The 19,123-nt window shown below is 64.4% G+C and carries 17 protein-coding genes; 14 read left to right on the top strand and 3 right to left on the bottom strand.

Features of this window, described 5'->3' with window-relative positions; all coding sequences use genetic code 11:
- Positions 1–119 precede the first annotated feature (119 nt).
- From flhA to CC207_RS15115, 14 genes are all read left to right on the top strand, one after another.
- Positions 120–2,249: a flagellar biosynthesis protein FlhA gene (flhA, locus tag CC207_RS15180; protein ID WP_088852350.1), complete on the top strand. Its 2,130-nt coding sequence runs from the start codon at positions 120–122 to the stop codon at positions 2,247–2,249.
- A gap of 11 nt (positions 2,250–2,260) precedes the next feature.
- On the top strand, positions 2,261–3,574 hold the full coding sequence (gene flhF, locus CC207_RS15175) for a flagellar biosynthesis protein FlhF (RefSeq protein ID WP_028691003.1): 1,314 nt from the start codon (positions 2,261–2,263) through the stop codon (positions 3,572–3,574).
- 114 nt (positions 3,575–3,688) lie between these two features.
- The gene (gene fleN / locus CC207_RS15170) at positions 3,689–4,522 is read left to right on the top strand and encodes a flagellar synthesis regulator FleN (protein ID WP_016393812.1); all 834 of its coding nucleotides are present in this window, start codon (positions 3,689–3,691) and stop codon (positions 4,520–4,522) included.
- Complete coding sequence (gene fliA / locus CC207_RS15165) at positions 4,519–5,259, top strand: RNA polymerase sigma factor FliA (RefSeq protein ID WP_028691004.1); 741 nt, start codon at positions 4,519–4,521, stop codon at positions 5,257–5,259. The genes fleN and fliA overlap by 4 nt, the downstream gene beginning before the upstream one ends.
- 103 nt (positions 5,260–5,362) lie before the next feature.
- Positions 5,363–5,737 (top strand): chemotaxis response regulator CheY, encoded by a 375-nt coding sequence (locus CC207_RS15160; RefSeq protein WP_172402424.1) that lies wholly within the window; start codon positions 5,363–5,365, stop codon positions 5,735–5,737.
- Between the two features lie 19 nt (positions 5,738–5,756).
- Positions 5,757–6,545 carry a protein phosphatase CheZ gene (locus tag CC207_RS15155; protein ID WP_028691006.1) on the top strand — a complete coding sequence of 263 codons (789 nt, stop codon included), beginning with the start codon at positions 5,757–5,759 and terminating at the stop codon, positions 6,543–6,545.
- A 12-nt stretch (positions 6,546–6,557) separates the two neighbouring features.
- Complete coding sequence (locus CC207_RS15150) at positions 6,558–8,774, top strand: chemotaxis protein CheA (protein ID WP_069017531.1); 2,217 nt, start codon at positions 6,558–6,560, stop codon at positions 8,772–8,774.
- Positions 8,775–8,819: 45 nt separating this feature from the next.
- Positions 8,820–9,944 carry a chemotaxis response regulator protein-glutamate methylesterase gene (locus CC207_RS15145; RefSeq protein ID WP_069017532.1) on the top strand — a complete coding sequence of 375 codons (1,125 nt, stop codon included), beginning with the start codon at positions 8,820–8,822 and terminating at the stop codon, positions 9,942–9,944.
- The gene (locus CC207_RS15140; RefSeq protein ID WP_028691009.1) at positions 9,944–10,684 is read left to right on the top strand and encodes a flagellar motor protein; all 741 of its coding nucleotides are present in this window, start codon (positions 9,944–9,946) and stop codon (positions 10,682–10,684) included. Before CC207_RS15145 ends, CC207_RS15140 begins: the two co-directional genes overlap by 1 nt.
- 3 nt (positions 10,685–10,687) lie before the next feature.
- Positions 10,688–11,545, top strand: coding sequence for a flagellar motor protein MotD (gene motD, locus CC207_RS15135; protein WP_028691010.1), 858 nt, complete (start codon positions 10,688–10,690; stop codon positions 11,543–11,545).
- Between the two features lie 78 nt (positions 11,546–11,623).
- The gene (locus CC207_RS15130) at positions 11,624–12,412 is read left to right on the top strand and encodes a ParA family protein (protein ID WP_028691011.1); all 789 of its coding nucleotides are present in this window, start codon (positions 11,624–11,626) and stop codon (positions 12,410–12,412) included.
- The gene (locus tag CC207_RS15125) at positions 12,412–13,332 is read left to right on the top strand and encodes a CheW domain-containing protein (protein ID WP_062361704.1); all 921 of its coding nucleotides are present in this window, start codon (positions 12,412–12,414) and stop codon (positions 13,330–13,332) included. Before CC207_RS15130 ends, CC207_RS15125 begins: the two co-directional genes overlap by 1 nt.
- 67 nt (positions 13,333–13,399) lie before the next feature.
- Entirely contained in the window at positions 13,400–13,879 is a 480-nt protein-coding gene (locus CC207_RS15120) for a chemotaxis protein CheW (RefSeq protein ID WP_003254393.1), read from the top strand.
- 1 nt (position 13,880) lies between these two features.
- On the top strand, positions 13,881–14,276 hold the full coding sequence (locus tag CC207_RS15115; protein ID WP_028691013.1) for a DUF2802 domain-containing protein: 396 nt from the start codon (positions 13,881–13,883) through the stop codon (positions 14,274–14,276).
- Between the two features lie 63 nt (positions 14,277–14,339).
- Here CC207_RS15115 and CC207_RS15110 read toward each other — a convergent pair whose 3' ends face one another.
- The 3 genes from CC207_RS15110 to CC207_RS15100 form a co-directional block, all read right to left on the bottom strand.
- The gene (locus CC207_RS15110; RefSeq protein WP_088852349.1) at positions 14,340–17,099 is read right to left on the bottom strand and encodes a dermonecrotic toxin domain-containing protein; all 2,760 of its coding nucleotides are present in this window, start codon (positions 17,097–17,099) and stop codon (positions 14,340–14,342) included.
- A gap of 81 nt (positions 17,100–17,180) precedes the next feature.
- The gene (locus CC207_RS15105; RefSeq protein WP_028691015.1) at positions 17,181–17,516 is read right to left on the bottom strand and encodes an EscU/YscU/HrcU family type III secretion system export apparatus switch protein; all 336 of its coding nucleotides are present in this window, start codon (positions 17,514–17,516) and stop codon (positions 17,181–17,183) included.
- On the bottom strand, positions 17,513–19,081 hold the full coding sequence (locus CC207_RS15100; protein WP_088852348.1) for a flagellar hook-length control protein FliK: 1,569 nt from the start codon (positions 19,079–19,081) through the stop codon (positions 17,513–17,515). Before CC207_RS15100 ends, CC207_RS15105 begins: the two co-directional genes overlap by 4 nt.
- Between the last annotated feature and the right edge of the window lie 42 nt (positions 19,082–19,123).

Genomic DNA, 19,123 nt, shown 5'->3' with positions numbered 1-19,123 from the left:
CCCGAAAAGCCCCCCAGAAAAGCCCCCCAGAAAAGCCCCCGGAAAAGTTGGAAAGCTTCTTGCAAAGGCAGCGCCAGTCGCCACACAGGCGTCAAAGTTTTGCTTGAAGAGGAATCGCGGTGGATCGCACTCAGTTAATCAGCAGCGCCCGTAACAACCTGGCCGGTCTCGGTCGGGGCAACCTCGGCGTGCCGCTGCTCCTGCTGGTGATGCTGGCAATGATGATGTTGCCGATCCCGCCGTTCCTGCTCGACGTGTTCTTCACCTTCAACATCGCCCTGTCGATCGTGGTCTTGCTGGTCTGCGTCTACGCCCTGCGTCCTCTGGATTTCGCCGCGTTCCCTACCATCCTGCTGGTGGCCACGCTGCTGCGCCTGGCGCTGAACGTTGCTTCCACCCGAGTGGTCATGCTCCACGGCCAGGAAGGTCACGGCGCCGCGGGCAAGGTGATCCAGGCCTTCGGTGAAGTGGTGATTGGCGGCAATTACGTCGTCGGTGCGGTGGTGTTCGCCATCCTCATGATCATCAACTTCGTCGTGGTGACCAAGGGCGCCGGGCGCATCTCCGAGGTGAGCGCGCGCTTCACCCTCGATGCCATGCCCGGCAAGCAGATGGCCATCGACGCCGACCTCAACGCTGGCCTGATCGACCAGGCCCAGGCCAAGTCCCGTCGTGCCGAGGTCGCCCAGGAGGCCGAGTTCTACGGCTCCATGGACGGTGCCAGCAAGTTTGTCCGCGGTGACGCCATCGCCGGCCTGCTGATCCTTTTCATCAACCTCATCGGCGGCATGCTCATCGGCATGCTGCAGCACAACATGACCTTTGCCGATGCTGGCAAGGTCTATGCCCTGCTGACCATCGGTGACGGTTTGGTGGCGCAATTGCCATCGCTGCTGCTGTCCACCGCGGCCGCGATCATGGTCACCCGCGCCTCGGGCGCCGAGGACATGGGCAAGCTGATCAACCGGCAGATGTTCGACTCGCCGAAGGCCCTGGGCGTGTCGGCAGCGCTGATGATCATCATGGGCCTGGTCCCAGGCATGCCGCATGTCGCCTTCCTCAGCCTCGGCGCACTGGCCGGTGGCGGCGCTTACCTGGTATGGAAGAAACAACAGAAGGCCAAAGCCGTCGCCCAACAGGAGGCCCAGCGCCAGCAGGACCTGCTGCCATCGCCGCAGCGCGCCATGGAAACCAAGGAGCTGGGCTGGGACGACGTCACCCCCATCGACATGATCGGCCTGGAGGTCGGCTATCGCTTGATCCCGCTGGTGGACCGCAACCAGGGCGGCCAACTGCTGGCGCGGATCAAGGGCGTGCGCAAGAAACTGTCCCAGGACCTGGGTTTTCTCATGCCCACCGTGCACATTCGCGACAACCTTGACCTGCAACCCAGCGCCTATCGTCTGACCCTGATGGGCGTGATCCTGGCCGAAGCCGAGATCTACCCGGACCGGGAGCTGGCAATCAACCCCGGCCAAGTATTCGGTACCCTCAACGGCATCGCCTCGCGCGATCCGGCGTTCGGCCTGGAGGCGGTGTGGATCGATGTCGGCCAGCGCGCCCAGGCGCAGTCGCTGGGCTATACCGTGGTCGACGCCAGCACCGTGGTCGCCACCCACCTCAACCAGATCCTGCAGAAGCACTGCCACGAGCTGATCGGGCACGAGGAGGTGGTGCAGCTGCTGCAGGTGCTGGCCAAGGTCTCGCCGAAACTGGCCGAGGAGGTGGTGCCGGGTGTCATTTCCTTGTCGGGCCTGCTCAAGGTCTTGCAGGCGTTGCTCGCCGAACAGGTGCCGGTGCGTGACATCCGCAGTATTGCCGAAGCCATCGCCAACAATCCGACAAAGAGTCAAGATACCGCCGCGCTGGTGGCGTTGGTGCGGGTCGGATTGTCCCGCGCCATCGTGCAAAGCATTGTTGGCGTTGAGTCCGAGCTGCCTGTGATCACTTTGGAGCCAAGGTTGGAACAGATCTTGCTCAATAGTCTGCAAAGGGCCGGGCAGGGTCAGGAAGATGGTGTTCTTCTTGAGCCGAGCATGGCCGAAAAGCTTCAGCGCTCGTTGATCGAGGCGGCCCAGCGTCAGGAAATGCAGGGTCAGCCGGCTATCCTCCTGGTTGCCGGCCCGATCCGCGCCATGCTGTCGCGCTTCGGTCGCCTGGCAGTACCGAATTTGCATGTTTTGGCGTATCAGGAAATACCTGACAACAAGCAAGTCACCATCGTTGCCACCGTGGGCCCGAACGGCTGAGGTAGTGGGTTATGCAAGTTAAGCGTTTTTTCGCCGCCGATATGCGTCAGGCCATGAAGCTGGTCCGGGATGAGCTCGGCTCCGACGCCGCCATCATCGGCAACCGGCGCATCGCTGGCGGTGTCGAACTGACGGCTGCGCTGGACTACAAACTGTCCGCCCTGGCCCCACGCGTGCCCAATGCGGAGCTCGAGGACGAGCTACGCAAGACCCAGTCGCGCATCGTCACCGCCCAGGCCGAACTGACCGGGCGTGGCGATGCCGTCGAGGGCGGCAACCGTCAGCTGTTCGCCGGCCAGTCGCTGACCGCGTCCGAGCCGTTGATCGAAGCGCATGTGGATGAGCCTGCACCGATCGCCGCCGCAGCGCCGGCCCCGGTCGATCCGCGCCTGTTCGACGCCATGCGCTTCGAACTGACCGGTCTGCGCGAGCTGCTGGAAGTCCAGCTCGGTTCGCTCGCCTGGAGTCAGTTGCAGGGCAGCAAGCCACAGCAGGCCAACCTCTGGCGCCGCCTGCAGCGCCTGGGTCTGTCAGGCGGCTTGGCGCGCGAGCTGCTCGACCTCACTGCCGAGATCGAAGAGCCGCGTCATGCCTGGCGCATGGTCCTGGCGCACCTGGCGCGGATGATCGACATACCTGAGATCGAACCGATCGAGGAGGGCGGTGTCATCGCCATGGTCGGCCCGGCCGGCATGGGCAAGACCACCACCCTGGCCAAGCTGGCCGCGCGCTATGTACTCAAGTACGGCGCGAACAACCTGGCGCTGGTGAGCATGGACAGCTTCCGCATCGGTGCCCAGGAGCAGCTCAAGACCCTCGGGCGTATCCTCAATGTGCCGGTCACTTATGTCGATCCGGGCGAGTCGCTGGCCCAGGCGCTGGAGCCGCTGCTGCGCAAGCGCGTGGTGCTGATCGACACCGCCGGCCTGCAGGCCAGCGACCCGGCGCTGCGCATGCAGCTCGAGACCCTGGCCGGGCGCGGTATCGCCGCCAAGAATTACCTGGTGCTGGCGACCACCAGCCAGAAGCAGGTGCTCACCGCCGCCTACCACAGCTACAAGCGCTGCGGTCTGGCCGGTTGCATCCTGACCAAACTCGATGAAACGGCATGCCTCGGCGAAGTGCTGAGCCTAGCCATCAGTCATGAACTACCGGTGGCCTATCTGACCGATGGGCCGCGCATTCCTGACGACCTGCAACTGCCGCGCAAGCACCAGCTGGTGAGTCGCGCGGTCAGTGTGCAGTTGCAGGACGAGCCCAGCGACGAGGCCATGGCCGACATGTTCGCTGATCTCTACCACAACCCTGGCAAGCGTGCGGGTTGAGGGTGAATACTGTGCAAAGTACCTACATCATGGGGTTGCCCGGCCGTACCGTGGCCTTGAACGTTCAGCCCCTCATGTGGCCTGGGTCCAAGCGAGACAAGGTAAAGAACAGACATGGGTAGCATGCATCCCGTACAGGTGATCGCCGTGACCGGTGGCAAAGGTGGCGTCGGCAAGACTAACGTTTCAGTGAACCTGTCTCTGGCGTTAGCCGAGCTCGGCCGCCGGGTCATGTTGCTGGACGCCGACCTGGGCCTGGCCAATGTCGACGTTCTGCTGGGGCTCACGCCCAAGCGTACCCTGGCCGATGTCATCGAGGGTCGCTGCGAGCTGCGCGATGTGCTGCTGCAGGGGCCTGGCGGTGTGCGCATCGTCCCGGCGGCTTCCGGCACCCAGAGCATGGTGCACCTGGCGCCAGCCCAACATGCCGGCCTGATCCAGGCCTTCAGCGAGATCGGCGACAACCTCGACGTGCTGGTGATCGACACCGCTGCGGGTATTGGTGACTCGGTAGTCAGCTTCGTCCGCGCCGCCCAGGAGGTGCTGCTGGTGGTGTGCGACGAGCCTACCTCGATCACCGACGCCTACGCCCTGATCAAGCTGCTCAACCGCGACTACGGGATGAATCGCTTCCGCGTGCTGGCCAACATGGCCCAGAGCCCGCAGGAAGGGCGCAACCTGTTCGCCAAGTTGACCAAGGTCACGGATCGTTTCCTTGACGTCGCCCTACAATACGTCGGTGCCGTGCCGTACGACGAATGTGTGCGCAAGGCCGTGCAGAAGCAGCGGGCTGTATACGAGGCCTTCCCGCGGTCCAAGTGCGCGCTGGCTTTCAAGGCCATTGCGCAGAAGGTCGACAGCTGGCCGCTGCCTGCCAACCCGCGCGGACACCTGGAATTCTTCGTCGAGCGCCTGGTGCAGCCCACCAGTGCAGGGCCGGTGCTATGAACGCGAGCGGTTTCAAGATGTACAGCAAGGCCGCCAAGGACGCTCAGTACGAGCTGATCGAGCGCTACGCGCCGCTGGTCAAGCGCATCGCCTACCACCTGCTGGCGCGTTTGCCGGCCAACGTCCAGGTCGAGGACCTGATCCAGGCTGGGATGATCGGCCTGCTGGAAGTGGCCAACAAGTATGACGCCAGCAAGGGCGCCAGCTTCGAAACCTACGCCGGCATCCGCATCCGCGGCGCTATGCTCGACGAAGTGCGCAAGGGCGACTGGGCACCGCGCTCGGTGCACCGCAACACGCGTATGGTCAGCGACGCGATTCGCTGTGTTGAAGCAAAGACAGGGCGCGACGCTAAAGATCACGAGGTTGCTGCCGAACTCCAATTGAGTCTCGATGATTACTACGGGATTCTGAACGACACCTTGGGCAGTCGCCTGTTCAGTTTCGACGACCTGCTGCAGGACGGCGAACACGAGGGGCTGCACGAGGACGGAGCCAGCGGCCAGCTGGAGCCATCGCGGGACCTGGAGGACGAGCGCTTCCAGGCCGCCCTGGCCGATGCGATTGCCAACCTGCCGGAGCGCGAGCGCCTGGTCCTGGCGCTGTACTACGACGAAGAGCTGAACCTCAAGGAAATCGGTGAGGTCCTGGGGGTCAGCGAATCGCGTGTCAGCCAGTTGCACAGCCAGTGCGCGGCGCGTCTGCGCAGCCGCCTGGGGGAATGGCGGGCGCGTTGAACCAGGTTTGATGCAGTCGTTTTTTTGTGGTGCCGAATTGATTGAGTGCGCGCTCGGCGCCGAGCGCGTTTAAGACTGCTTGGAGGTCTAATTGAACAAAGACATGAAAATCCTCATCGTTGACGACTTTTCGACGATGCGGCGGATCATCAAGAACCTGTTGCGTGACCTGGGTTTCACCAACGTCAAGGAGGCTGATGACGGCAACACGGCACTGCCGATGCTCACCAGCGAACACTTCGACTTCCTGGTAACCGACTGGAACATGCCGGGCATGACCGGTATCGACCTGCTGCGTGCTGTTCGCGCGGACGAGCGCCTCAAGCACCTGCCGGTACTGATGGTCACCGCAGAAGCCAAGCGCGAGCAGATCATCGAAGCTGCCCAGGCCGGCGTCAACGGCTACGTGGTCAAGCCTTTCACCGCCGTGGCGCTGAAAGAAAAGATCGAAAAGATCTTCGAACGCGTCAACGGCTGAGTCACGTCTGGGGGGCGCAATGGAGTCAACCAACAACTCTTTGGGTGAGTTCGAATCAACCCTTAAGAAGCATGCCCAGGAACTGGTCGAGAGCCTCGAGCGCGGCCGGTTCGGTGATGCGGTACAGCTGATCCACCAACTGAACCAGACCCGCGATCGCGGGCTGTATCAGGAAGTTGGCAAGCTTACTCGCGAACTGCACAGTGCAATCGTCAACTTCCAGATCGACCCGTCCATGCCGCAGGCCGAGGAAGTGTCGCAGATTACCGACGCCACTGAACGCCTCTCCTACGTGGTTCGCCTCACCGAAGGTGCGGCCAACCGCACCATGGACCTGGCAGAGGCCTGCACCCCGGTGCTCAATGACCTCGCCGCCGAGGCCCAGAGCCTGTCCGCCGATTGGCAGCGGTTCATGCGCCGTGAGGTGGCAGCGCCGGAATTCCGTGAGTTGGTCAAGCGTGTGGACAGTTTTCTGACGCACAGCGCCGAAGGTAATCAGAAGGTCGCCGGCCATCTCAACGATATCGTCCTGGCCCAGGATTATCAGGATCTCACCGGCCAGGTGATCAAACGGGTGACCGCGCTGGTCACCGAAGTCGAAAGCAATCTGCTCAAGCTCGTGCTGATGGCAAGCCAGGTCGACCGCTTTGCCGGGATCGAACATGACCACCAGCAGCTGCGCGCTGAAAAAGATCAAGAAAAACATCCGACTCGGGGTGAAGGTCCGCAGATTCATGCCGATAAGCGTGAAGACGTCGTGTCCAGCCAGGACGATGTCGACGATCTGTTGTCCAGCCTGGGTTTTTAAGGAGCACGTTTAATGAGCTTCGGCGCCGATGAAGAAATCCTCCAGGATTTCCTGGTAGAAGCCGGCGAAATCCTCGAGCAACTGTCCGAGCAATTGGTCGAGCTGGAAAGCCGGCCCGATGACGCGGACCTGCTCAATGCGATTTTCCGCGGTTTCCACACTGTAAAAGGGGGCGCCGGCTTCCTTCAGCTCAATGAGTTGGTGGAGTGCTGCCACATTGCCGAGAACGTGTTCGACATCCTGCGCAAAGGTGAGCGCCGGGTTGACGCGGAACTGATGGACGTGGTGCTCGAGGCCCTCGACACGGTCAACAGCATGTTCGGCCAGGTGCGCGAACGTACCGATGTCACGCCGGCCACGCCGGAGCTGCTGGCGGCGCTGTCGCGCTTGGCCGAGCCCGGTGGCGCCGAAGCCCCGGCCCCGGTGGTCGAGGCGGCGCCCGTGGTCGAAGCCCCGGCTGCCGAGCCCGACATCACCGATACCGAGTTCGAGCAACTGCTCGACTCGCTCGATGCGGTCAAGGCTGAAGCTCAGGTTCATGAGCAACTGCAGGGTGAAGAAATCAGCGGCGGCGGTGACGAGATCACCGATGCCGAGTTCGAGTCGCTGCTCGACCAGCTGCACGGCAAGGGCCAGTTCTCGGCCGATGCCGCCGTCAGCGCGCCTGCGCCAGCCACTCCGGCCAGCGACGAGATCACCGACGATGAGTTCGAGTCGCTGCTCGACCAGTTGCACGGCAAAGGTACTTTTGCCGTCGACGCACTGCCAGGCGCCGCCGCGCCAGTGGCCAGCGCGGCACCCGCCGCGGGCGACGAGAGCATCAGCGAACACGAATTCGAGGCCCTGCTCGACCAGTTGCACGGCAAGGGCAAGTTCTCCAGTGACGCGGTCACCGCCGAGGCGCCTGCCGCCGTCGCCGCGCCTGTCGCGGCCAAGGCCGAGGTCAAGCCCGTTGCCAAGCCGGCTCCTGCGCCCGCCGCGGCACCGGCTGCGGCCGCCAAGCCTGCCGCCCCGGCTCGCGCTCCTGCGCCGGTCGCCGAGAAGCATGGCGCCAGCGAAGCGGAAACCACCGTGCGGGTCGATACCGCGCGTCTGGACGAGATCATGAACATGGTCGGCGAACTGGTGCTGGTGCGTAACCGCCTGGTGCGCCTGGGGCTCAACAGCGGCGACGAGGCCATGTCCAAGGCTGTGTCCAATCTCGACGTGGTCACCGCCGACCTGCAGACCGCGGTCATGAAGACCCGCATGCAGCCGATCAAGAAAGTCTTCGGCCGCTTCCCGCGCCTGGTTCGCGACCTGGCCCGCCAGCTCAAGAAAGAGATCAACCTGGAGCTGGTCGGTGAAGAGACCGACCTCGACAAGAACCTGGTGGAAGCCCTGGCCGACCCGTTGGTGCACTTGGTGCGCAACGCCGTTGACCACGGCGTCGAGATGCCTGACGAGCGCGAGGCCTCCGGCAAGTCGCGCATGGGCCGGGTGGTGCTGTCCGCCGAGCAGGAAGGTGACCACATCCTGCTGTCGATCTCCGACGACGGCAAGGGCATGGACCCGAGCATCCTGCGCGCCAAGGCCGTGGAAAAGGGCCTGATGGACAAGGACGCGGCCGATCGCCTGAGCGAGTCGGACTGCTACAACCTGATCTTCGCCCCGGGCTTCTCGACCAAGACCGAGATCTCCGACGTGTCCGGCCGCGGCGTCGGCATGGACGTGGTGAAGACCAAGATTTCCCAGCTCAACGGCTCGATCAACATCTTCTCGGCCAAAGGCCAGGGCTCGAAGATCGTCATCAAGGTGCCGCTGACCCTGGCGATCATGCCGACCCTGATGGTAATGCTCGGCAACCAGGCGTTCGCCTTCCCGCTGGTCAACGTCAACGAGATCTTCCACCTCGACCTCTCGCGCACCAACGTGGTCGACGGCCAGGAAGTGGTGATCGTGCGCGACAAGGCGCTGCCGCTGTTCTACCTCAAGCGCTGGCTGGTCCAGGACCACGAGCACGAGGAGCAGCACGAAGGTCATGTGGTGATCCTGTCGGTCGGTACCCAGCGCATCGGCTTCGTGGTCGACCAGTTGGTTGGCCAGGAAGAGGTGGTGATCAAGCCGCTGGGCAAGATGCTGCAGGGCACCCCGGGCATGTCCGGCGCGACCATCACCGGTGACGGCCGGATCGCGCTGATCCTCGACGTTCCGAGCATGCTCAAGCGTTACGCCGCCCGGCGTATTTGATTTCGGTGGCGCGCCCTGGCGGGTGCGCCGCCTAATGGAGTGTTTATGGCAGTCAAGGTCCTGGTGGTGGATGATTCCGGTTTCTTCCGCCGCCGTGTCTCGGAAATTCTCTCGGCGGACCCGACGATCCAGGTCGTGGGCACCGCGACCAACGGCAAGGAAGCGATCGACCAGGCGCTGGCGCTCAAGCCCGATGTCATCACCATGGACTATGAAATGCCCATGATGGACGGTATCACTGCGGTGCGGCACATCATGCAGCGCTGCCCGACGCCGGTGTTGATGTTCTCCTCGCTGACCCACGAAGGCGCCCGCGTCACCCTCGACGCCCTGGACGCCGGTGCGGTCGACTACCTGCCGAAGAACTTCGAGGACATCTCGCGCAACCCGGAAAAGGTCAAGCAGCTGCTGTGCGAGAAGGTCCATACCATCTCGCGCAGCAACCGCCGTTTCAGCGCCTATTCCAGCCCGGCGCCCGCCGCCGCGCCGGTTCCGGCCAATAGTCATGCGCCGGCCAGCAGCTTCGCCAGTACCACGCCCGCGCGCACGGCGGCTCCGGCCCGCGCCGCGGCACCGGCCGCCGCGCATTCGCCGGCGCCCAAGCGCAAGCCCTACAAGCTGGTCGCCATCGGCACCTCCACCGGTGGCCCGGTGGCGCTGCAGCGGGTATTGACCCAACTGCCCGCCGGATTCCCGGCGCCGATCGTTCTGATCCAGCACATGCCGGCGGCCTTCACCAAGGCCTTCGCCGAGCGCCTGGACAAGCTGTGCAAGATCAGCGTCAAGGAAGCCGAGGACGGTGACGTGTTACGTCCAGGCCTGGCGTTGCTGGCCCCGGGTGGCAAGCAGATGATGGTCGACGGCCGTGGCACGGTGAAGATCCTGCCGGGCGACGAGCGCCTGAACTACAAGCCTTGTGTCGACATCACCTTCGGCTCCGCCGCCAAGTCCTATGGCGACAAGGTGCTCTCGGTGGTGCTCACCGGCATGGGCGCCGACGGTCGCGAAGGCGCACGCCTGCTCAAGCAGGGTGGCAGCACCGTGTGGGCGCAGGATGAGGCCAGTTGCGTGATCTACGGCATGCCCATGGCCATCGTCAAGGCCAACCTGGCCGATGCCGTGTACAGCCTGGACGAGATCGGCAAGCACCTGGTCGAGGCGTGCATCTGATGGATGTGTTGAGCCTAATCGGCCTGATCCTCGCTTTTGTCGCCATCGTTGGCGGCAATTTCCTCGAGGGCGGCCACGTCGGTGCGCTGATCAACGGCCCGGCGGCATTGATCGTGCTGGGCGGTACCCTGGCGGCGGCGTTGTTGCAGTCGCCGCTGTCGGCGTTCAAGCGCGCTCTGCAGATCGTGGGCTGGATCTTCTTCCCGCCGCGGGTGGACCTGCCCGGTGGCATTGACCGGGTGGTGAACTGGAGTCTGACGGCACGCAAGGAAGGCCTGCTGGGCCTGGAGGGCGTGGCCGACGCCGAGCCCGATCCCTATGCGCGCAAAGGCCTGCAGCTGCTGGTCGACGGCGCCGAGCCCGAGGCCATCCGCAGCATACTTGAAGTCGATTTCCTGACTCAGGAAGCCCGCGACATCCAGGCCGCCAAGGTGTTCGAGAGCATGGGCGGCTATGCGCCGACCATCGGCATCATCGGTGCGGTGATGGGTCTGATCCACGTGATGGGTAATCTGGCCGACCCGTCGCAGCTGGGTAACGGCATTGCCGTGGCCTTCGTCGCCACCATCTACGGCGTGGCCAGCGCCAACCTGATCCTGCTGCCGATCGCCAACAAGCTCAAGGCCATCACCCTGCGCCAGTCTCGCTATCGCGAGATGCTGCTCGAGGGCTTGTTGTCGATCGCCGAAGGCGAGAACCCGCGCTCGATCGAGCTGAAGCTGCAAGGCTTCATGGAGTAAGCCATGGCCCGTCGTCGCAAGATCGAAGAGCACGAGAACCACGAGCGCTGGCTGGTCTCGTACGCCGACTTCATCACCCTGCTGTTCGCCTTCTTCGTGGTCATGTATTCGATCTCGTCGATCAACGAGGGCAAGTACAAGCAGATTTCCCAGGCGCTGATCGGGGTCTTCAATGACCCCGAGCGCAGCATGAAGCCGATCCCTATCGGTGACGAGCGGCCGCTGAGCGTCAAGCCCGCCGAGCCGCTGATCAAGGACAGCGAGCAGACCGACGCGGGCCTGGCGCAGACCAGTACCGACCCGCTCAAGACCATCACCGACGATGTCCGCGACGCCTTCGGCGACCTGATCAAGTCCAACCAGATGACCGTGCGCGGCAACGAACTGTGGGTGGAGATCGAGCTCAACTCCTCGCTGCTGTTCGCCAGTGCCGACGCCATGCCCAGCGATGTCGCCTTCGAGATCATCGAGAAGGTGGCGAAGATTCTCAGGCCGTTCGCCAACCCGGTGCACGTCGAAGGCTTCACTGACAACCTGCCGATTCGCACCGCTCAGTACCCGACCAACTGGGAGCTGTCGTCGGCGCGAGCGGCGAGCATCGTCCGGTTGCTGGCGATGGAAGGGGTCAACCCGGCGCGCATGGCCTCGGTGGGTTACGGGGAGTACCAGCCGGTGGCCAGCAACGACACTGCCGACGGGCGTGCGCGCAACCGCCGGGTGGTGTTGGTGATCTCGCGTAACCTGGAGGTACGCCGCAGCCTGACCGGCAGTGGCAGTGCCAATGCCACCCCGGATGCGGCGATGCGCCGGGCTGGCACACAAAGTGCACCAGCCTCGCCAGCACCGTCGACCGGGGGCTGATTTCGTCAAATCCCCGTCACTGAATTTCACACCGTTCCCGGCAGGGCAGGCGGCCATACCGGGAGGAAGCAACGCACGATGAGAGTCTGGGCAGTAGCCAATCAAAAAGGTGGCGTCGGCAAGACCACCACCACCATCGCCCTGGCCGGCTTGCTGGCCGAGGCGGGCAAGCGCGTGGTCGTGGTCGACCTCGACCCGCACGGCTCGATGACCAGCTACTTCGGGCACAACCCCGATGCGCTCGAGCACAGCTGCTACGACCTGTTCCTGCACAAGGGCACGGTACCCGAAGGTTTGCCGGGCCAACTGCTGCTGCCGACCAGCGACGAGCGCATCTCGCTGCTGCCGTCGAGCACCGCGCTGGCGGTGCTCGAGCGCCAGTCGCCGGGGCAGAGTGGCCTAGGCCTGGTGATCGCCAAGAGTCTGGCGCAACTGTGGCAGGATTTCGACTTCGCCCTGATCGACAGCCCGCCCTTGCTAGGCGTGCTAATGGTCAACGCCCTGGCCGCCAGCCAGCAGCTGGTGATCCCGGTGCAGACCGAGTTCCTCGCGGTCAAGGGCCTGGAGCGCATGGTCAGCACCCTGGGCATGATCAATCGCTCGCGCAAGCAGGCATTGCCCTACCAGATCGTGCCGACCCTGTTCGACCGCCGCACCCAGGCATCGCTGGGCACCTTGAAGGTGCTGCGTGACACCTATGGCGACCAGGTCTGGCAGGGCTACATTCCGGTGGACACGCGTCTGCGAGACGCCAGCCGCAACGGCGTCACGCCTTCGCAGTTCGACGGCAAGAGCCGTGGCGTGGTCGCCTACCGGGCGCTGCTCAAGCATCTGCTCACCTACCGTTCCGCATTGCAGGTGGCGTGATGAACCAGGCTCGGCAGATCACCACCAAGCCACAGATGGCCTTGCAGTCCTACCTCGACGGGCTGCTGCAGGAGGCCACCGAGTCGTTCGAGCTGCCGGCGGAGTTGGAGACGCCTGTCGTGGAGCCTGTCGAGCAGGCCCCCGGCGATGACTTCGAAGCAGCGGTTCGCGAGGAACAGGCCCGAGACGCCCAGCGCCAGATAATTCCGACCCCACCTGCTGCGCGGCCCTTTGCCGAGCCGCAGGCCAAGGTCCTGCCGACCGTGCTGCCGCCTGCCGCGCCGGTGGTGGAGCCGGTGGTCGCCATGGTCGAGACCGAGGTGGTGGCCGATGCCAGCATCCCGGTCCTGAGCCAGACCCAGGCCATCGAACCCGTGGCGCCGTTGGTGGAGCTGAATGTGACGGCGGCACCCGCCGCGCCAACACCGCCGGCCAGCGTCGATGGCCGTCCGGACTGGGCCGCCGAACCGTTCGAATGCCTGCTGTTCGATGTTGCCGGGCTGACCCTGGCGGTACCGCTGGTGTGTCTGGGCTCGATCTACACCCTGGCCGGCCAGGAGCTGACGCCACTGTTCGGCCAGCCGGACTGGTTCCTCGGCATCCTCACCTGCCAGGCGGGCAACCTCAAGGTGCTCGACACGGCGCGCTGGGTGATGCCGGACCGCTACCGCGACGATTTCCGCCAGGGCCTGCAGTATGTGATTTCAGTCCAGGGCTACGAATGGGGATTGGCCGTGCACCAGGTCAGCCGTTCGTTGCGCCTGGACCCGAACGAGATCAAGTGGCGCAGCCAGCGTGGCCAACGGCCATGGCTGGCCGGCACGGTGATCGAACACATGTGCGCGCTGCTCGATGTCGCCGAACTGGCCGAGCTGATCGCCAGTGGCGCGGTCAAGCAGATGAACACCAAACACAACTGAATCAACGCCGCTACTGCCGCGGCAATACAGAGCACACCGCCAATGGCGGATTTTGAGGGCTAGGGGAATGAAAAAGTCGTCTGCACAAGGTTCCGAAGATCCGATCCTGCAGTGGGTAACCTTCCGTCTGGACAACGAGTCCTACGGCATCAATGTCATGCAGGTGCAGGAAGTCCTGCGCTACACCGAGATCGCCCCGGTTCCGGGCGCTCCCAGCTACGTGCTGGGCATCATCAACCTGCGCGGCAACGTGGTGACGGTCATCGACACCCGCCAGCGCTTTGGCCTGATGCCGACTGAAGTCACCGACAACACCCGCATCGTCATCATCGAGGCGGACAAGCAAGTGGTCGGTATCCTGGTCGACAGCGTCGCCGAAGTGGTCTACCTGCGTCAGTCGGAGATCGAGACCGCGCCGAACGTCGGCAACGAAGAGTCGGCCAAGTTCATCCAGGGTGTCTGCAACAAGAACGGCGAGCTGCTGATTCTGGTCGAGCTGGACAAGATGATGACCGAGGAAGAGTGGTCCGAGTTGGAGAACATCTGAGTTGATCTTCGAGGTTGCTGTCATCTTCCTGGCGCTGCTCTGGGCACTGAGCCTGTGGTTCTTCCTCAACTACAGCAAGCGCCAGCGCGAGCTGGCCGCCCAGCAGGCCCAGGGCGATGCGCTGCGTGACCAGCGCATCAAGGACCTGGCCAAGCGCCTGGACGATTACCAGAATGGCACCGTGCGCATGGGCGAGGCGATCCATGAGCTGCGCGCGGTGGTGGCGCCGTTGCCCGAGAAGCTGCAGCAACTCGAGCAACGCGACCCCAACAGCGTCACCTTTGCCCAGGCCGCCAAACTGGTGGGGATGGGGGCTAGCGTTGAGGAGTTGACCCAGACCTGCGGTTTGACCCAGGCCGAGGCGCAGCTGATGAGCAAGTTGCATCGCGTCGAATGAGCGTGCACAAGGCGACCTTCGGGTCGCCTTGTCGTTTCAGGGGTGGCCATCAACGTCAGACCTTCAAGGCTTGGCCCAGGCATGGTTGTTGCCGATCCTGGCGACGCCATTGAGCGGCAGGTAGCGGTCTAGCGCGGTCTTGTAGGCGAGGCGGTCGACGAACGTGAAGGAATTGACGGTGGACAGCGAGTCGAGGTTGGTGATTTGCCTGAGCTGTTTCAGGTCGGGCAGCAAGCGGTCGGTCACGTCGGTCAGCAGGGTGGGCCCGGTCAGCCGGCTCAGGGTATTGGCGTAGTGGGCGAAACCCTCCGGGTCGCGCGCGGCGTCCGGTTTGCTGTCGTAGAACCTCGGTTCGGCCTGAAAGCGAGCGTGCATTTCTTCGCTGATGGCCCTCAGGGTCGGGTTGTTGGCATGACTGCCGATCAGGCTGGTGTTGTAGATGCAGTGGATGTTCATCTTTTCGTTGGCGATCGGCGGGTAGAGCAGCACGCCATCAGGGGTGGTCTGCAAGAAGGTATCGTCGATCGGTTTGGCCCGCGGGCCGTAGCCGCGTCCGTTGATCGTCACCGGGTACTCGCCCTCGGCCAGTAGCCTGTCGTCGATGTCCATGTACAAGCCCCCCTCGTGGTCCAACAGTGGGAAACGCAAAACATCCGCCGCCGACGAGAAATGGCGTGCGATGCCGCCATTGCCGTCGATCGCGGCGCGGTATTGTGGGTAGTTGGCGCTGTCCTTGAACGAGGAATAGAAGGGTTGCTCCTCCAGGGGCAGCACGATGACGTCGGGGGCGTATTCGGCCAGGCGCTCGAGGTTTCGCACATAGGCCTGGGGCGACCCGTTGGACAGGTACAGGCGCAGGCTGAAGCGTGAGGGCTTTAGCGTTCTGCTGTTCTTGGCGAGGTTGGCCAGCAGGTTGTCGGGTATCGTTCGGTCGCCGACCCAGATGCTGAGGATCTGCTCGGGGATTCTTCGGCTCGCCTCCAAGGGGAATTCCGGCACCTTCACCGGGAGTGGCAGGTCGATGCCCATGGCCCGCAGGCTCGCGGTGCGCATTTCATCGGTGACCAGCCTGCCTTGCGGCGCACGGACCAGGTTCTTGCTGGCCACGCGAGGGATGTAGCGTTTCGGTTCCACCGCATTGAGGTCGTCGCGCTGGACGAAGGCGTTGGCCTCCAGGTCGTAGACAACATCGGCGCTGTAGCCACCGATGGTTGCGCGTAGGGTATCGGGCTCGCCGTTGAACTGGGTCAGGCGGATGACGGCGCCACGGGTTGCCTCGTCACCACCCTCGAGCGGCGCGACGGGGTCTGGGAGGTGGAAATACTCGAGCGCTTCTTCGGCGGGCAGCAGAGGCGGGTCCATCGGGCTCAAGGGGTAGCCCAGCTTGCCGTTCACCTCGCTGGGCAAGACGAAACCGTCGTACTTGAAGCGGAACAGCGCGGGCGCCTTGGTCACCTCGGCATGCAGCAGCGGCAAGGCGTTGAACAGGCCGAACGTGGCATCACTTACGCCCGAGGCTTGCTGATCCACGCCATGGCCGTTGATCGCCGCGTCCAGCCCCAAGCCGAACTGGGCGATGCCGCCCAGGGCGAACAGGGGCGCCAGCTCCGGCAGCACGAAAGCCAGGGGGCCGAGCAGGTTGATCGCCGAGCTCAGGTAGCCGCGCCAGCGGGCTTTGGTGATCTCGCTGTCACTGGTGATCGCCGCGTCGGCATCCTGGTAGCTGCGTGCGCGTTGGCGCTCGGCGAGCGCCTGGAACAGGTCCCCGGTTATGGCGGGGTTGTACGTGTCGGGTCGATAGTTGACATAGGTGCGGGGCGGCCAGGCGCCATCGGTGGTGAAGCCTGAGCGGTTGGGTGACAGGCGGTACACCGCCGGGTAGACGGCGAGGCCTTCCAGGGCGGTGCGCAGGCCGCTGAAATCCAGGCCGTCTGGCAGATCGGCCTGGCCGAAATGCCCGGCCAGGGCTTCGCGTTTGACGGGGTCCTTGCACTGTTGGGCTACCCAGTCCTTCAGGGCATTGGGGCCGGCGAAGGTATGCAGTGCCGAGGCGTTGCCGGGTACGTACAGCAGTGCGGTGTGCGCGTTCTTGTCGTACAGGTAGATCAGGTCGGTGGCGCTGTAGCCATAGATGTTCAGCGCGCGCATGCGAAAGGTGGCGGTGCGCGGCATGAGTTCGGCGGCTTGCCAGGCCAGCTGGCGACCGGCCTCGTCCAGGCTGCCTTCGGCCACCTGTTTGTTGCAGGTGGCGATGAAGGCCATCTTGGCCAGGATGCGGTGGCTGTTCCCGGCGTTGGCCCAGTAGCGATCAAGCATGCCTTTGTAGGTGGCGTGGAAATCCATTTTCCAGATGAACTGTTGCAGGTCTTCTGCTGGCAGCCCAAGCAGTGTCTCGGGGCCGTATACCTGCGGCGTGGTGCGCCGGAAAACGCCGTTGAACACTTGGTAGTTGGCGCCGGAGGGTGCGTTCCAGGCCTTGGGGCGCAAAGTCTCGACCAGGCTGATGCGCCCGGGTAGGTGCCCGGCCCAAGGTTCGCCGAACAGTCCGCCGATGAGGTTGTTGTCCGATTCACCTTGCCAGTTGGACAGCATGGCTTGGGTCAGCGTGCTCTTCGCCACGAGCACGCCATCCCAATTCGCCAGGTCGCCATGGGGTTGGTAGTGAAGCGTGACCACATCGGTTTGATCGGGGTCGAGCGTCACGCCGCGGGCGCTTGCCCATTGCTTGATGGCGTCGCCGGCGGCACGGTCCGGGCGGGGAAAATGGCTCAGGTGCTGGCGGGCGAACTGGGTGCCAGCGTCGTTGACATAAGCGGTGGTCATGGCAGGGGCCTTTGCGTGAGTGAGTAACGGCAAAGGTCGCACCCCTGTGCGGCCACCGGGGACTACATATGTACCGCTGCGTCAGCCCGGATGCGGCAAGCGCGGCAGTACAGGAGTGATTTCGCGCTCGCTGGGCGTGGCGTCGACGAAGTCCTCCGGCACCTTGCCCCGCAGTTGCCAGGCGAAGGCGATGATCTCGGCGATGGTCAGGTACAGCGCTTCGGGAATCTGTTCACCCAGCTCCAGGCGCGCCAGCAGGCGCACCAGCTCGGGATTCTCGTAGATGGGCACCTCATGCTCGCGAGCGATGGCGAGAATGGCCTCGGCCAGCTCATCGTCGCCCTTGGCGCTCAGGGTCGGGGCCTGCTGGCCGTCGTAGCTCAGGGCGATCGCCTGGCGGGGTGGCTTGTGTTTCATGCGGTCTCGTCTACCCAGCGTTGTTCCAGGCGCGTGCGTGGCCCTTGCGGGGGGAGGCCGGGGTGGCATTCCAGGTCCCCGACGTCCAGGCCTCGGGCCAGCAGGCGATCGCGCAGTGTGCCCAGCTGGCTGTCGATCAGGCGCGCGGTGGCTTCCTGCTGCGCCCAGAGCTGGCCGGAAAGCTTGCCTTGCAGCAACTGCGCCTGTACCTGCAGAGGGCCAAGTGGTGAGAGATCGAAGGCCAGTTCGATGCGCCACAGCGCTTCCAGTGGATCGTGCTGCTCGCGCTCGCGGTCGGCCTGCTGCTTCGGTGTTTCCTCGCGCTGCAACTTGACCTGCAGCGGCACGAACTCCTGACCATGGCGCACAGGAATCTCTGTCTGCCAGGTGGTCTGCTGGTTGCCGTTCTCCAAGGTGCCGCTCTGTTGCAGGCTGGACAGCGAGTGGCTCTGCAGACGGGAGATGGCGGCGGCGGCCAGGCGTAGCAATTGCTGGAGGTCGCCTTCACTTTCCAGCTTCTGCAGAAGACGCGAGGGGAGGGGGAAGACGCTGGGCAGTGGCCGTGGGCTGACTTGGCCGAGCATCCCTAGTGCGCTGCGGGCCAGGCCAGGCAAGGCCTGGGCGAGGGTGCTGGTGGCCAGCGCGCTGGTCAGTGGCGGATGGCCCGGCACGCTGGGCAGGGCCTGGGCCACCAGCCTGACAAGCTGTGCCTTCAGGTCGGGGGCGATGCCGCCGGCCAACCCGCCTAGCAGCTTGGCTTCGAAGAAGGTGCCGCTGTTGTTCAGGGCCTGGGCCAGGCCCTTCGCATCCCCCAGTTGCCGCACGTCCGGCAGGCTGGCGAGCAGGCGCTCGGCGCTGGTGCGCAGTTCGGGGTCTGCATCGGGGCTGCTGGCGATCCGTTGCAGGCTGTCGAGCACACCCGGCAGCGAGGCCTGGAGGTTCTGCTGGGTCGACAGGTGCTGAGTGACCGCCAGCTGGTCCTGGCGGCCGCTCAGGGGCACGAAGCGTAGCCCCTGTTCACTCTGCACCAGCGCGCTGAGCAGGCTGCCCACGGGGAGCCGGCGCGGGCTGTCGATGACCAGCGTGGCACCGGCCTGGCTGCCGCTGAGCAGGCTCACCAGCGAGCGGAAGGTGGTGGGCGCGCCGGAGCTCTGCGGCAGGGCCTGGCTGGTCAGGACCTTGGCCTGCAGCAGGGTGCCGACCGGCATTTCCCGGGTGTCCAGCCGGGTCAGAGTGGCGATGTTGCCGGCAGTGGCCTGTTGCACCATCACCGCCAAACGGCTGCTATCCGTCTGGCTGACCAGGATCTGGCTGCCGGGTGGCAGGGGTTGACTGGCGGTGGTCAGCACTTGCGTCTGGTTGCCATTGGCCTGGGTCAGCCGAAGCAGCATCTGGAACTCCTGGCCGATCTGGCGCAGGGTCACAACCTCGGCTTCGGCGGTTTCTCCAGGCGGCAGCAGGCCAGGCTGGGCCTGCAGCAGGCGCAACAGCTCGCCGGTCATGGCGGCCCGTGTCGCCTGGGGGCTTACCGCAGTTTGTGTGCTGAGACTATTGATTTCAGTCATGATTGTATACAACCTGTCGAACCCGCCCTCTTGGCAGCGCGC

This window comes from Pseudomonas sp. DrBHI1, from assembly GCF_002205115.1.
GTDB lineage: Bacteria > Pseudomonadota > Gammaproteobacteria > Pseudomonadales > Pseudomonadaceae > Aquipseudomonas > Aquipseudomonas mosselii.
The sequence above is the reverse complement of the archived record's forward strand: the minus strand, read 5'-3'. Positions and strand labels throughout refer to the sequence as shown.

Excerpts from the sequence above, each read along its gene's own strand:
- CC207_RS15125 (WP_062361704.1), top strand. The coding sequence starts at position 12,412 with ATGAACCAGGCTCGGCAGATCACCACCAAGCCACAGATGGCCTTGCAG.
- fliA (WP_028691004.1), top strand. The coding sequence starts at position 4,519 with ATGAACGCGAGCGGTTTCAAGATGTACAGCAAGGCCGCCAAGGACGCT.
- fleN (WP_016393812.1), top strand. The coding sequence starts at position 3,689 with ATGGGTAGCATGCATCCCGTACAGGTGATCGCCGTGACCGGTGGCAAA.
- CC207_RS15110 (WP_088852349.1), bottom strand. The coding sequence starts at position 17,099 with ATGACCACCGCTTATGTCAACGACGCTGGCACCCAGTTCGCCCGCCAG.
- motD (WP_028691010.1), top strand. The coding sequence starts at position 10,688 with ATGGCCCGTCGTCGCAAGATCGAAGAGCACGAGAACCACGAGCGCTGG.
- CC207_RS15150 (WP_069017531.1), top strand. The coding sequence starts at position 6,558 with ATGAGCTTCGGCGCCGATGAAGAAATCCTCCAGGATTTCCTGGTAGAA.
- CC207_RS15100 (WP_088852348.1), bottom strand. The coding sequence starts at position 19,081 with ATGACTGAAATCAATAGTCTCAGCACACAAACTGCGGTAAGCCCCCAG.
- CC207_RS15140 (WP_028691009.1), top strand. The coding sequence starts at position 9,944 with ATGGATGTGTTGAGCCTAATCGGCCTGATCCTCGCTTTTGTCGCCATC.
- CC207_RS15130 (WP_028691011.1), top strand. The coding sequence starts at position 11,624 with ATGAGAGTCTGGGCAGTAGCCAATCAAAAAGGTGGCGTCGGCAAGACC.
- CC207_RS15155 (WP_028691006.1), top strand. The coding sequence starts at position 5,757 with ATGGAGTCAACCAACAACTCTTTGGGTGAGTTCGAATCAACCCTTAAG.
- CC207_RS15160 (WP_172402424.1), top strand. The coding sequence starts at position 5,363 with ATGAAAATCCTCATCGTTGACGACTTTTCGACGATGCGGCGGATCATC.
- flhF (WP_028691003.1), top strand. The coding sequence starts at position 2,261 with ATGCAAGTTAAGCGTTTTTTCGCCGCCGATATGCGTCAGGCCATGAAG.
- CC207_RS15120 (WP_003254393.1), top strand. The coding sequence starts at position 13,400 with ATGAAAAAGTCGTCTGCACAAGGTTCCGAAGATCCGATCCTGCAGTGG.
- CC207_RS15105 (WP_028691015.1), bottom strand. The coding sequence starts at position 17,516 with ATGAAACACAAGCCACCCCGCCAGGCGATCGCCCTGAGCTACGACGGC.
- CC207_RS15145 (WP_069017532.1), top strand. The coding sequence starts at position 8,820 with ATGGCAGTCAAGGTCCTGGTGGTGGATGATTCCGGTTTCTTCCGCCGC.